At 39.7% G+C, this 12,809-nt stretch carries 17 protein-coding genes; 16 read left to right on the forward strand and 1 reads right to left on the reverse strand.

Translation table 11 applies throughout. The features are described from left to right. The first annotated feature begins 4 nt into the window (after positions 1 to 4). The 13 genes from rpmD (at position 5) to tsf (ending at position 8,651) form a co-directional block, all read left to right on the forward strand. Entirely contained in the window at positions 5 to 187 is a 183-nt protein-coding gene (gene rpmD, locus ABKA15_RS00790; protein WP_003029471.1) for a 50S ribosomal protein L30, read from the forward strand. A gap of 159 nt (positions 188 to 346) precedes the next feature. Beyond that, the gene (gene rplO, locus ABKA15_RS00795) at positions 347 to 787 is read left to right on the forward strand and encodes a 50S ribosomal protein L15 (protein WP_049512998.1); all 441 of its coding nucleotides are present in this window, start codon (positions 347 to 349) and stop codon (positions 785 to 787) included. 12 nt (positions 788 to 799) lie between these two features. Then, entirely contained in the window at positions 800 to 2,107 is a 1,308-nt protein-coding gene (gene secY, locus ABKA15_RS00800; protein ID WP_049512996.1) for a preprotein translocase subunit SecY, read from the forward strand. Between the two features lie 241 nt (positions 2,108 to 2,348). Beyond that, on the forward strand, positions 2,349 to 2,987 hold the full coding sequence (locus ABKA15_RS00805; protein ID WP_049512994.1) for an adenylate kinase: 639 nt from the start codon (positions 2,349 to 2,351) through the stop codon (positions 2,985 to 2,987). A 115-nt stretch (positions 2,988 to 3,102) separates the two neighbouring features. Next, on the forward strand, positions 3,103 to 3,321 hold the full coding sequence (gene infA, locus ABKA15_RS00810) for a translation initiation factor IF-1 (protein ID WP_001029883.1): 219 nt from the start codon (positions 3,103 to 3,105) through the stop codon (positions 3,319 to 3,321). 24 nt (positions 3,322 to 3,345) lie between these two features. Continuing rightward, positions 3,346 to 3,462 carry a 50S ribosomal protein L36 gene (gene rpmJ, locus ABKA15_RS00815; protein ID WP_001808836.1) on the forward strand — a complete coding sequence of 39 codons (117 nt, stop codon included), beginning with the start codon at positions 3,346 to 3,348 and terminating at the stop codon, positions 3,460 to 3,462. A 15-nt stretch (positions 3,463 to 3,477) separates the two neighbouring features. Continuing rightward, complete coding sequence (gene rpsM, locus ABKA15_RS00820; RefSeq protein ID WP_002262317.1) at positions 3,478 to 3,843, forward strand: 30S ribosomal protein S13; 366 nt, start codon at positions 3,478 to 3,480, stop codon at positions 3,841 to 3,843. Positions 3,844 to 3,862: 19 nt separating this feature from the next. Next, a complete protein-coding gene (rpsK, locus tag ABKA15_RS00825) occupies positions 3,863 to 4,246 on the forward strand; it encodes a 30S ribosomal protein S11 (RefSeq protein ID WP_001118385.1) in 384 nt (127 codons plus the stop codon). 44 nt (positions 4,247 to 4,290) lie between these two features. Continuing rightward, the gene (locus ABKA15_RS00830) at positions 4,291 to 5,229 is read left to right on the forward strand and encodes a DNA-directed RNA polymerase subunit alpha (RefSeq protein WP_003029466.1); all 939 of its coding nucleotides are present in this window, start codon (positions 4,291 to 4,293) and stop codon (positions 5,227 to 5,229) included. Between the two features lie 11 nt (positions 5,230 to 5,240). After that, entirely contained in the window at positions 5,241 to 5,627 is a 387-nt protein-coding gene (rplQ, locus tag ABKA15_RS00835; protein ID WP_003026513.1) for a 50S ribosomal protein L17, read from the forward strand. Positions 5,628 to 6,034: 407 nt separating this feature from the next. Then, positions 6,035 to 6,508, forward strand: a complete 474-nt coding sequence (locus ABKA15_RS00840) for a sigma-70 family RNA polymerase sigma factor (protein ID WP_192208621.1) — start codon at positions 6,035 to 6,037, stop codon at positions 6,506 to 6,508. Positions 6,509 to 6,742: 234 nt separating this feature from the next. Further along, on the forward strand, positions 6,743 to 7,525 hold the full coding sequence (rpsB, locus tag ABKA15_RS00845) for a 30S ribosomal protein S2 (protein ID WP_049514303.1): 783 nt from the start codon (positions 6,743 to 6,745) through the stop codon (positions 7,523 to 7,525). Between the two features lie 82 nt (positions 7,526 to 7,607). Further along, a complete protein-coding gene (gene tsf / locus ABKA15_RS00850; protein WP_049514302.1) occupies positions 7,608 to 8,651 on the forward strand; it encodes a translation elongation factor Ts in 1,044 nt (347 codons plus the stop codon). 86 nt (positions 8,652 to 8,737) lie between these two features. Here tsf and ABKA15_RS00855 read toward each other — a convergent pair whose 3' ends face one another. Beyond that, the gene (locus tag ABKA15_RS00855; protein WP_049514301.1) at positions 8,738 to 9,088 is read right to left on the reverse strand and encodes a hypothetical protein; all 351 of its coding nucleotides are present in this window, start codon (positions 9,086 to 9,088) and stop codon (positions 8,738 to 8,740) included. Positions 9,089 to 9,347: 259 nt separating this feature from the next. Here ABKA15_RS00855 and ABKA15_RS00860 point away from each other — a divergent pair, with 259 nt between their 5' ends. Genes ABKA15_RS00860 through ABKA15_RS00870 form a run of 3 tightly spaced genes read left to right on the forward strand, consistent with a single transcriptional unit; the run spans position 9,348 to position 12,725 of the window. Then, the gene (locus ABKA15_RS00860) at positions 9,348 to 9,809 is read left to right on the forward strand and encodes a CtsR family transcriptional regulator (protein WP_049514304.1); all 462 of its coding nucleotides are present in this window, start codon (positions 9,348 to 9,350) and stop codon (positions 9,807 to 9,809) included. 3 nt (positions 9,810 to 9,812) lie between these two features. Further along, positions 9,813 to 12,242, forward strand: a complete 2,430-nt coding sequence (locus ABKA15_RS00865) for an ATP-dependent Clp protease ATP-binding subunit (RefSeq protein ID WP_049514299.1) — start codon at positions 9,813 to 9,815, stop codon at positions 12,240 to 12,242. Between the two features lie 42 nt (positions 12,243 to 12,284). Next, entirely contained in the window at positions 12,285 to 12,725 is a 441-nt protein-coding gene (locus tag ABKA15_RS00870) for a GNAT family N-acetyltransferase (protein ID WP_049514297.1), read from the forward strand. Positions 12,726 to 12,809: the final 84 nt, after the last annotated feature.

Below are 12,809 nucleotides of genomic sequence, written 5' to 3' on the forward strand. Positions count from 1 at the left end.
TCACATGGCTCAAATTAAAATTACTTTGACTAAGTCTCCAATCGGACGCATCCCGTCACAACGTAAAACTGTTGTAGCACTTGGACTTGGCAAATTGAACAGCTCAGTTATCAAAGAAGACAATGCTGCTGTTCGTGGTATGATTACAGCAGTATCACACTTGGTAACTGTTGAAGAAGTTAAGTAAGTAATCATTTTGCTAACAAAACTTTAAATTGAAATAAACTAGGGGATGAGAGGATTTTCTCAGCCCCTTAAACTAAATATATGTATAGGCGAGTTTATACTGGGAACACCTTTTGCTCAGTATGAGCGCTAGCATTTTACAAAAGAGGAGAAAATAATAATGAAACTTCATGAATTACAACCTGCTACAGGTTCTCGTAAAGTCCGCAATCGTGTTGGTCGTGGTACTTCATCAGGTAATGGTAAAACTTCTGGTCGCGGTCAAAAAGGGCAAAAAGCTCGTAGTGGTGGTAAAGTTCGTCTTGGTTTTGAAGGTGGACAAACACCATTGTTCCGTCGTATGCCAAAACGCGGTTTCTTGAACATCAATCGTAAAGAATATGCAATTGTAAATCTTGATCAATTGAATGTTTTTGAAGACGGGGCAGAAGTAACTCCAGTTGTCCTTATCGAAGCAGGGATTGTAAAAGCTGAAAAATCTGGTGTTAAGATTCTTGGTAACGGCGAATTGACAAAGAAATTGACTGTGAAAGCAGCTAAATTCTCTAAATCAGCCGAAGAAGCTATCACTGCTAAAGGTGGTTCAGTGGAAGTCATCTAAGCGAGGTGACCTATGTTTTTTAAACTATTAAAAGATGCATTAAAAATCAAACAGGTTCGTTCAAAAATTCTCTTTACAATTTTTATTGTATTAGTATTTCGAATTGGTACGACGATTACTGTTCCAGGTGTTAATGCAAAAAGCTTGGAAGCTCTTAACGGGCTTTCATTCCTAAATATGCTCAGCCTTGTGTCAGGTAATGCTTTGCGAAATTTCTCAGTATTTGCATTGGGAGTTAGTCCGTATATTACCGCCTCTATTGTTGTTCAATTGCTACAAATGGATATTTTACCTAAGTTTGTAGAATGGGGCAAGCAAGGTGAAGTTGGACGAAGAAAGTTAAATCAAGCAACGCGCTATATTGCCTTAGTCTTGGCGTTTGTTCAATCTATCGGTATTACAGCAGGTTTCAATACCTTGTCTAGTGCTAAGTTGGTGGCAACACCTAACTGGCAAACTTATTTGCTGATTGGATTCCTTTTGACAACAGGTTCTATGATTGTGACTTGGTTAGGGGAACAAATCACGGATAAAGGCTATGGTAATGGCGTTTCTATGATTATCTTTGCAGGTATCGTAGCAGCAATTCCAGGAATGATTAAGAGTATATATGTAGACTACTTTGTCAATGTACCAAGTAGCCGTATTACTTCATCTATCATTTTTGTGACTATTCTGATTATAGCTGTTTTGCTCATTGTTTACTTTACAACATTCGTTCAACAAGCAGAATACAAAATTCCAATCCAGTATACAAAGATTGCGCAAGGTGCGCCTTCTAGCTCATACCTTCCTTTGAAGGTCAATCCAGCAGGTGTTATTCCGGTTATCTTTGCAAGTTCGATTACTGCCGCACCTGCAGCTATTTTCCAATTCTTGACAGCTACAGGTCATAATGCACAGTGGGTTCGAGTGGCCCAATCCTTGTTTGCAACAACAACCGCAAGCGGAATTGTGATGTACGCACTCTTGATTATTTTGTTTACATTTTTCTATACATTTGTACAAATCAATCCAGAGAAAACTGCAGAGAATTTGCAAAAGAGTGGTGCTTATATTCATGGTGTACGTCCTGGTAAAGGAACAGAAGAATATATGTCTAAGCTGCTTCGTCGCTTAGCAACAGTTGGTTCACTTTTCTTAGGCTTTATTTCAATCTTACCGATTTTAGCAAAAGATTTGTTTGGATTGACAGATGCTGTTGCTTTAGGTGGTACTAGTTTGCTGATTATTATTGCAACTGGTATTGAAGGAATGAAACAGCTTGAAGGTTACCTTCTGAAGAGAAAATATACTGGCTTTATGAATACAACAGAATAGAAACAGAGTAAAGAAAGATATTCTATACTTTAAAAGCAATTTGCGTTAAAGTACGAACGCAGTGGTTGATGATGAAAATGAGCTTTTGTTTTCATCCTAAATCAACTATGTTGCGGGGTGGGAGAGCAAATCGAAAATCATAGATTTTCTGAAGTCTGTCCCACTCTTTCTATTTTGTTTTTAAACAAGTTTACTAAGAATTTGTAATAGATTTATTTAAAAACAAAAAAGGAGAAGGATCATGAATCTTTTGATTATGGGCTTGCCAGGTGCAGGCAAGGGGACTCAAGCGGCCAAAATCGTGGAGGAATTTGGTGTTGCGCATATCTCAACAGGGGATATGTTCCGTGCAGCCATGGCAAACCAAACTGAAATGGGTATGCTTGCGAAATCATATATTGACAAAGGTGAATTAGTGCCAGACGAAGTGACCAATGGAATTGTCAAAGAACGTTTAGCACAAGATGATATTAAAGAAAAAGGTTTTTTATTAGATGGCTACCCACGCACCATTGAGCAAGCTCATGCACTGGATCAGACACTTGCTGAACTTGGTCTTGCTTTGGATGGGGTTGTCAATATCGAAGTGGATCCTAACAGCTTGCTAGAGCGCTTGAGCGGACGGATTATTCACAAAAAAACGGGAGAAACCTTTCATAAAGTCTTCAATCCACCAGCAGATTATAATGAAGAGGATTATTACCAACGTGAGGATGATAAACCAGAAACCGTGAAACGCCGTTTAGATGTCAATATCGCTCAAGGAGCACCAATTATTGAGCACTATCGTTCTCAAAGCTTGGTTTATGATATTCAAGGAAATCAAGAGATTGATGATGTATTTAAAGACATTGAAAAAGTCTTGTTAAAGTTAAAATAAAAGCGTTTTTTACACTTGCAATATTTGACAAGTAGTGATACAATGAATTAGTCTGACTTATAATTGTTACCTCTGTGCTCAGAGGAATGAATCGAAATTTAGGGGGTGCTTTTGCGTGGCAAAAGACGATGTGATTGAAGTTGAAGGCAAAGTAGTTGATACAATGCCGAATGCAATGTTTACGGTTGAACTTGAAAATGGACATCAGATTTTAGCAACAGTTTCTGGTAAAATTCGTAAAAACTATATTCGTATTTTAGCGGGAGACCGTGTTACTGTCGAGATGAGTCCTTATGATTTGACACGTGGACGGATCACTTACCGCTTTAAATAATCGAAATACTTGGAGGGATAAGAAATGAAAGTAAGACCATCGGTCAAACCAATTTGCGAATACTGCAAAGTTATTCGTCGTAATGGTCGTGTTATGGTGATTTGCCCAGCAAATCCAAAACACAAACAACGTCAAGGATAATAGAAAGGAGAAAAAATGGCTCGTATTGCTGGAGTTGATATTCCAAATGACAAACGTGTAGTTGTTTCACTGACTTATGTATACGGTATTGGTCTTCCAACATCTAAGAAAATTTTAGCAGCTGCTGGAGTTTCAGAAGATATTCGTGTGAAAGATTTAACATCTGATCAAGAAGACGCTATCCGTCGTGAAGTGGATGCCATCAAAGTTGAAGGTGACCTCCGTCGTGAAGTAAACTTAAACATCAAACGTTTGATGGAAATTGGTTCATATCGTGGAATCCGTCATCGTCGTGGACTTCCTGTACGTGGACAAAACACTAAGAACAACGCTCGCACTCGTAAAGGTAAAGCTGTTGCGATTGCTGGTAAGAAAAAATAATATAAGGAGGTAAAAAGTCTTGGCTAAACCAACACGTAAACGTCGTGTGAAGAAAAATATCGAATCTGGTATTGCTCATATTCACGCTACATTTAACAACACTATTGTTATGATTACTGATGTGCATGGTAATGCAATTGCTTGGTCATCTGCTGGAGCTCTTGGATTTAAAGGTTCTCGTAAATCTACACCATTTGCTGCCCAAATGGCATCTGAAGCTGCTGCAAAGTCTGCACAAGAACACGGTCTTAAATCAGTTGAAGTTACTGTTAAAGGTCCAGGTTCTGGTCGTGAGTCAGCTATTCGTGCGCTTGCTGCCGCTGGTCTTGAAGTAACAGCTATTCGTGATGTGACTCCTGTGCCACACAATGGTGCTCGTCCTCCAAAACGTCGCCGTGTATAATCATAAACCATTACACTGCTTTTCGTTTAAGAGGGAGTAACTAAATGATTGAGTTTGAAAAACCAAATATAACAAAAATTGATGAAAATAAAAACTACGGCATATTTGTAGTAGAACCACTAGAACGTGGTTATGGTACAACGCTTGGGAACTCACTTCGTCGTGTACTTCTTGCATCTCTACCAGGTGCTGCTGTAACATCTATCAATATTGAAGGTGTATTACACGAATTTGATACAGTTCCAGGTGTCCGTGAAGACGTGATGCAGATTATTTTGAACGTCAAAGGGATTGCTGTAAAATCTTACGTCGAAGACGAAAAGACAATTGAGCTTGATGTTGAAGGCCCTGCAGAAATCACTGCTGGTGATATTTTGACAGATAGTGATATTGAAATTGTAAACCCTGATCATTATCTCTTTACAATTGGTGAAGGTGCTAGCTTAAAAGCTATTATGACCGTAAATACAGGTCGTGGTTATGTACCAGCTGATGAAAATAAAAAAGATGATGCACCAGTAGGAACACTTGCGGTAGATTCAATCTATACGCCGGTGAAAAAAGTTAATTATCAAGTGGAACCAGCTCGCGTTGGTAGCAATGATGGTTTTGATAAATTAACTCTTGAAATCATGACAGATGGGACGATTATTCCAGAAGATGCTCTAGGGCTTTCTGCGCGCATTTTAACGGAACATTTAGACCTGTTTACTAACTTAACTGAAGTAGCAAAATCTACTGATGTGATGAAAGAAACAGAAAAAGTTTCAGATGATCGTGTGTTGGATCGTACAATTGAAGAATTAGATTTGTCAGTTCGTTCGTACAACTGTTTGAAACGTGCTGGTATCAATACTGTATTTGATTTGACAGAAAAAACTGAACCTGAAATGATGAAAGTAAGAAATCTAGGACGTAAGAGTCTTGAAGAAGTGAAAGTAAAACTTGCTGATCTCGGTCTTGGATTAAAAAACGATAAATAAAGGAGGAAAACATGGCTTACCGTAAACTAGGGCGCACTAGCTCACAACGTAAAGCAATGCTTCGCGACTTGACCACTGACTTGATTATCAATGAATCAATTGTGACAACAGAAGCTCGTGCTAAGGAAATCCGTAAAACAGTTGAAAAAATGATTACTTTGGGTAAACGTGGTGATTTGCACGCTCGTCGTCAAGCAGCAGCTTTTGTTCGTAACGAAATTGCATCAGAAAACTATGATGAAGAAACAGAAAAGTACACTTCAACTACTGCTCTTCAAAAATTATTCTCTGATTTAGCTCCTCGTTATGCAGAACGTAACGGTGGATATACTCGTATCCTTAAAACTGAACCACGTCGTGGTGATGCTGCCCCAATGGCAATCATTGAATTAGTATAATTTTTATCAATTTTGTTGAGTGTTATGATGATGGAGTAATGTTACTCTTAGTCTAGCTCTGGTCTACCGCTAGGATTTTTCCTAGCGGGAACACTCATCTTATGATAAGAATGTAGACGCTTGTTTACGAAATTGCTTTTACAAAAAAACAATTTCGTAAGCAGGCGTTTTTTAGAATTTCATAATCGGTGACTCACTACAGAACTTATAGAATTATAATGCTGAATTTATCACAGCTACTAGTTTTAACTTTACCCGCTGAACAGCATGTAAAAGTGCCTGAAGAGATAGATAGGTGTATTAAGAAGTACGAAATAGAAACCAAAAAGAGTAGAATAGATAGAAGAAAACCAAAGGTTTCTCCTTCATGCTATCCTTAAAAGGTAAGAGCAAGGAAGGAGAAGGAAATGGAGTTCAAGGAGTTGTATGGGAAGGTAAGGGGGATTGTATTAAAGTGCCGTCGGGAATATTATGTCCACCTGTGGGAATTAAGCGATTGGGACCAAGAGGGCATGTTAGTACTCTATCAGTTGGTAAGTCGCTATCCGCAGCTGGTAGAGACAGAAAGTCAGCTCTATGTTTACTATAAGACCAAGTTCCGCAATCATATCCTGGACATCCTCCGTAAACAGGAAAGCCAAAAACGCAAACTCGATCGTCAAGCTTATGAAGAAGTGAGCGAGATTGGTCACAAGCTCAGCCTGAAAGAGTTGTATCTGGATGAATTGGTGATTCTCCGAGACCAGCTAAAGAGCTATCAAGCTCAACTGAGTCCAGAGAAACAAGAGCAGTACGAGCGCTTACTAGCTGATGAACGTTTCAAAGGCCGCCAAGCCATGATTCGAGAATTAAGAGCCTATTTAAAGGACTATAGCGATTAAGATAAGTCAGAACTTTCCCCTTTTCAAAGGTTATAAATTTCGAATGATTTTCTTCGTGCATTTGGCATGAAAAAACAGAAATTCTCTTGTAAAATGGAAGAAATTTTGATATGATAGTAGATGTCGTGTAATCGGCAAATACTCATTTCAGATGAATTGTGAAGCCGTTGCCTACGGGTGGTTTTGCGAGTTGAAATCTGGGAGAGGGAAAAAACAAAAAAGGAGACATTACTCATGGCAGTAATTTCAATGAAACAACTTCTTGAGGCTGGTGTACACTTTGGTCACCAAACTCGTCGCTGGAACCCTAAGATGTCGAAGTACATCTTCACAGAACGTAACGGTATCCACGTTATCGACTTGCAACAAACTGTAAAATTGGCAGATCAAGCATACGACTTTATGCGTGACGCAGCTGCTAACGATGCAGTTATCTTGTTTGTTGGTACGAAAAAACAAGCTGCTGATGCTGTAAAAGAAGAAGCAGAACGTGCTGGTCAATACTACATCAACCACCGTTGGTTGGGTGGAACACTTACAAACTGGGAAACGATTCAAAAACGTGTTGCTCGTTTGAAAGAAATCAAACGTATGGAAGAAGACGGAATTTTTGATGTTCTTCCTAAAAAAGAAGTCGCTCTTCTTAACAAACAACGCGCTCGTCTTGAAAAATTCTTGGGTGGTATCGAAGAAATGCCACGTATTCCAGATGTGATGTATGTTGTGGATCCACATAAAGAACAAATCGCTGTTAAAGAAGCTAAGAAATTAGGTATTCCAGTTGTAGCAATGGTGGATACAAATACAGATCCAGATGACATTGATGTGATTATCCCAGCTAACGATGATGCTATTCGTGCTGTTAAGTTAATCACTGCGAAAATGGCTGATGCGATTATCGAAGGCCGTCAAGGAGAAGACAACGTTGAATCAGTAGAAGCAGAATTAGCTGCAGCTGATTCACAAGCAGATTCTATCGAAGAAATCGTTGAAGTTGTCGAAGGCTCAAACGAATAATCAAGTAACGAACCTATGGGGCGGGGCCTAGCCCTCCCCTTTTTATTAAATAAAATCGTAATATCTTAATTGGAGGATCAAAATGGCAGAAATTACAGCTAAGCTTGTAAAAGAATTGCGCGAAAAATCTGGTGCTGGTGTCATGGACGCTAAAAAAGCACTTGTAGAAGTAGAGGGCGATATCGAAAAAGCAATTGAATTGCTTCGTGAAAAAGGTATGGCAAAAGCTGCTAAAAAAGCAGACCGTGTTGCTGCTGAAGGATTGACGGGTGTCTATGTAAACGGCAATGTTGCTGCTATCGTTGAAGTGAACTCAGAAACAGACTTTGTAGCAAAAAATGCTCAATTTGTTGAATTGGTAAATGAAACAGCTAAAGTTATCGCAGAAGGCAAACCAGCTAACAACGAAGAAGCTCTTGCTTTGACAATGCCTTCAGGTGAAACACTTGAAGCTGCTTATGTTAGTGCAACTGCTACAATCGGAGAAAAAATCTCATTCCGTCGTTTTGCAGTTGTTGAAAAAGCAGATGATCAAGTATTTGGTGCTTACCAACACAATGGCGGACGTATCGGAGTAATCACTGTTCTTTCAGGTAGTGACGAGGATCTTGCAAAACACGTGGCAATGCATGTTGCAGCTATGAAGCCTTCTGTTCTTTCATACAAAGAATTGAGCGAAGAATTTATCCATGATGAATTGGCTCAAATGAACCACAAAATTGATCAAGACAACGAAAGTCGTGCAATGGTTGGTAAACCAGCGCTTCCACACTATAAATTTGGTTCTAAACTTCAATTGACGGATGAAGTGATTGCACAAGCTGAAGAAGACATCAAAGCTGGTCTTGCGGCTGAAGGTAAACCAGAAAAAATCTGGGACAAAATTATTCCTGGTAAAATGGATCGCTTTATGTTAGACAATACAAAAGTTGACCAAGCTTACACATTACTTGCGCAAGTTTACATCATGGACGATAGCAAGACTGTTGAAGCGTTTCTTGAAAGCCAAGGTGTGACAATTGCAAGCTTTACTCGTTTTGAAGTGGGTGACGGTATTGAAAAAGCTGCCAACGATTTTGAATCAGAAGTAGCTGCTACGATGGCTGCTGCTCTTGGTCAAAACTAAGGCAATCAATAGCTAGCGTTTAAATCATAAATAAAAAGGTTAGAGAGCTGATATAACTCTCTAGCCTTTTCTAGTAGTGTCTGCTTTTATTTTACAATTTTTTTCGTGAATCCCTTGTGAGAAATCACAGAGTCTACAAATATTAAAACGATTAAAGAAATTAGTAGATAGGTAATTTCGGAGTAGGTAAAAGCGATTCGGTATGTTTGTGTAAAGAGAATAGCACAGACACTTACAGCAATGATGGCTAAATCAATTGTCCATTTTGTTCTAGGGTTTATTGAAGACGGTTCAAATAAAAATGGAGCAAATAAGCAGATGACTAACGGGACGACTTGGACATCCACATAATCAGCAGAAATAACTGTAAAAAAGAATAAAGTTGAAACCAACCAAACCAGTACATGACGTGTATATTTGAACCAATCCATTTTCATTCATTTGGCCTCCTGTTATTATTATCGTCAAATTTTCATCTATATTATAACGCTTTAAAATCAAAAGGCAAGCGTTTACACTCAAATTATTCCTATTCTATAAGCTTTTTCACTTGCTTGAATAATCAGACTTTTCAGTTTTTCATTTAGGTCTTTTTCTTTCAAAAATAAGAGATTTTCGGTATAATATTAGTCAAAGATAGTCAATGTCAGTTGCTCATTTATGGAGCAAAAGAAAGAACTGGAAGAAAGGGTTGTCATGAGCCATAAGAATACGTCAGACAGTATTGAGGAATATATCAAAGCGATTTTAGCTCAAGCTGGGATTGCAGAGTTAAAGCGCAGTGAAATTGCAGATGTTTTTCAGGTTGTTCCGAGTCAGATAAATTATGTTATCAAGACACGTTTTACGGAAAGTCGTGGCTATGTTGTCGAAAGTAAGCGCGGTGGAGGTGGCTACATTCGGATTGGTCGGATTGAGTTTTCCAATCATCATGAGCTGCTTTGTGATTTGCTGCATAGCGTCGGCGAGCAAATCAGTCAGCAGGTTTTTACAGATATTATTCAGCTACTATTTGATGAAAAAATTATGACAGAACGAGAAGGCAATCTTCTTTTAGCGACGACGACTGATAGAGTATTGGGAACAGATGCTGCACGAATTCGTGCGCGGATGTTAAAGAAGATTTTACAACAAGTTGATAGAAAAGGGAAAAACTAATATATGAAATATTCAAAAGCTTTGACAGAAAGTATTGAATCAGCACAGTTATTGGCAAGTCATTTTGAAACGGATTATTTAGAGTCTTGGCAGCTGTTGATTGCTATGGCAAATAATCCTTATAGTGTTGCTGGTTCAGTTTTAAATGATTACCCACTTGAAATTGATGATTTTGAGAAAGCAGCCTTTCATATCACAGGAAAGATTTATCAACAAGAGGGAAGCTTTACCATTTGGCCATTTTCTCATCGTATGAAAGTGTTGTTTTTGACAGCTGAGCGAATTGCAGAGGCTGTGCATGCTAAGAATCTTGGGACAGAGCATGTGTTGTTAGCTATGCTGTTTGACAGAGGAAGTTTGGCGGCACGTCTCCTTGAATTTACAGGCTTTAGCTATGAGGATAAAGAAGGCGTTTTGCGCATGACCGATCTTCGGAAAAACTTAGAGCATAAGGCTAGCTGGGGTAAAGAAGATATAAAGGCTATTCGCCACTTAAATAAAAATACTGCTGCAGCGAAACAAACGATGGCCAATATGATGGGAATGCCTCCTTCTACCAGCGGCGGGCTAGAAGACTATACCCATGATTTAACCGAAATGGCTCGTGCTGGTCTTTTAGAACCGGTCGTTGGGCGTGATGAAGAAATTTCGCGTATGCTTCAGATTTTAAGTCGCAAGACGAAGAATAATCCAGTGTTGGTAGGAGATGCAGGAGTTGGGAAGACAGCATTGGTCCTTGGTTTGGCACAGCGTGTGGCTGCTGGTCAGGTGCCAAATGAGCTTGCAAAGATGAGAGTTCTAGAGCTGGATTTGATGAATGTGGTAGCTGGGACTCGTTTTCGCGGCGATTTTGAAGAGCGGATGAATAATATTATCAATGATATTGAAGCAGACGGGTACGTGATTCTCTTCATTGATGAGCTTCATACCATTATGGGTTCTGGCAGCGGGATTGATTCGACATTAGATGCAGCGAACATTCTCAAGCCGGCTTTGGCTAGAGGGACACTCAGAACGGTTGGCGCAACGACACAAGAAGAGTACCAGAAATATATTGAAAAGGATGCAGCTCTTTCACGGCGATTTGCCAAAGTTACTATTGAAGAGCCGACAGTAGCTGATAGTATTGCGATTTTACAGGGACTCAAGAAAAGCTATGAAGAACACCACAAGGTGGTGATTACAGATTCAGCGATTGAGACAGCTGTTAAGTATGCTCATCGTTATCTAACAAGCAAACATCTACCTGACTCGGCGATTGATTTGCTAGATGAAGCTGCTGCAATGGTACAAAGTAAAGGTCCGCAAAATCATGTAAAAGCAGAATTGAGTGCAGCAGACGAGGCTTTAATGGCAGGCGATTGGAAAAAAGTTGGCACTTTGTTGGAGAAAGAAAGTCAGCCAATTGTCTACAAACTAAAGGTTAAAGACGAGGATATTTTGGCAACACTCAGCGGTTTATCGGGCATTCCTGTGCAAAAGCTGACGCAAACAGATGCGAAGAAATACCTCCATTTAGAAAAGGAACTGCACAAACGGGTCATTGGGCAAAATGAAGCAATTTCTGCTATCAGTCGAGCGATTCGGCGCAATCAATCCGGCATCCGCACCAGCAAACGTCCAATTGGTTCCTTTATGTTCTTGGGTCCAACCGGGGTTGGAAAAACTGAGCTGGCTAAGGCTTTGGCGGAAGTCCTCTTTGATGATGAGTCAGCACTGATTCGCTTTGATATGTCCGAATATATGGAGAAATTTGCTGCCAGTCGTCTCAATGGAGCGCCTCCAGGTTATGTCGGTTATGAAGAAGGGGGCGAATTGACTGAAAAAGTTCGCAATCGTCCTTATTCGGTGCTCCTCTTTGACGAGGTGGAAAAAGCTCATCCTGATATTTTCAATGTGCTTCTTCAAGTCTTAGATGACGGGGTGCTGACCGACAGCAAGGGACGTAAGGTGGATTTTTCTAATACCATTATCATTATGACCAGCAATCTTGGTGCGACAAGTTTGCGGGACGATAAGACAGTCGGTTTTGGAGCGCGTGATGCCCGCTTTGATCATGAAAACATGGAAAAACGGATGATGGAAGAGCTCAAGAAAAGTTATCGTCCGGAATTTATCAACCGGATTGATGAAAAGGTTGTTTTCCATAGCCTGACTAGCGAAGACATGCAAGAAGTGGTAAAAATTATGGTGAAACCACTCATTGTCAGTCTCGCTGAAAAAGGAATTGAGCTGAAATTCCAACCTAGTGCTTTGAAACTTCTGGCTAAAAAAGGTTACGATCCTGAAATGGGAGCAAGGCCACTTCGCAGAACCCTACAAACTCAGGTGGAAGACCATTTATCAGAATTACTTTTAGCAGGTGAGCTAAAAACGGGACAAAGCTTGAAAGTCGGTGTCAAGGCTGGGCAGCTGAAGTTTGAAGTGCTATGAGTTTTTCCTTGAAGCGTTCAGGAATAGATAAGGACTTAAAAGATGAATATTCGTGAAATGACAGAAACGGATTATGACCAAGTTTATCAATTGTGGTTGGCATGTGCAGGCATGGGATTGAATGATTTAGATGATTCAAAAGAAGGAATTACTCGGTTTTTGCAGAGAAATCCTCAAACTTGTCTGGTAGCAGTAGAAAATCAAATGATTATCGGAGCGATTTTAGTTGGTTCGGACGGACGAAGAGCCTATATCTACCATACAGCAGTTCATCCGAATTACCGCAGGAGAGGGATCGCTAGACAGCTGGTTGAAACGGTTTTAACCGTCTTAGATGATTTGAAAATTCATAAGGTTGCCTTGGTTGTCTTTAAAAGAAATACAGAAGGAAACCAGTTTTGGGAAAGATTAGGTTTCTCTGTTCGAGAAGATCTCATTTACCGCAATCAAGCAAGGACTGAAATGACTCGGATAGATACCTAGTAGAAATGACTAATAAAAAACATCAACCATTTAGGAATAATTTCCCAGATGATTGGTGTCTTTTTGATGTTTAGACTTGCAACA

It is taken from the genome of Streptococcus sp. KHUD_010 (assembly GCF_040207525.1).
GTDB lineage: Bacteria > Bacillota > Bacilli > Lactobacillales > Streptococcaceae > Streptococcus > Streptococcus hominis.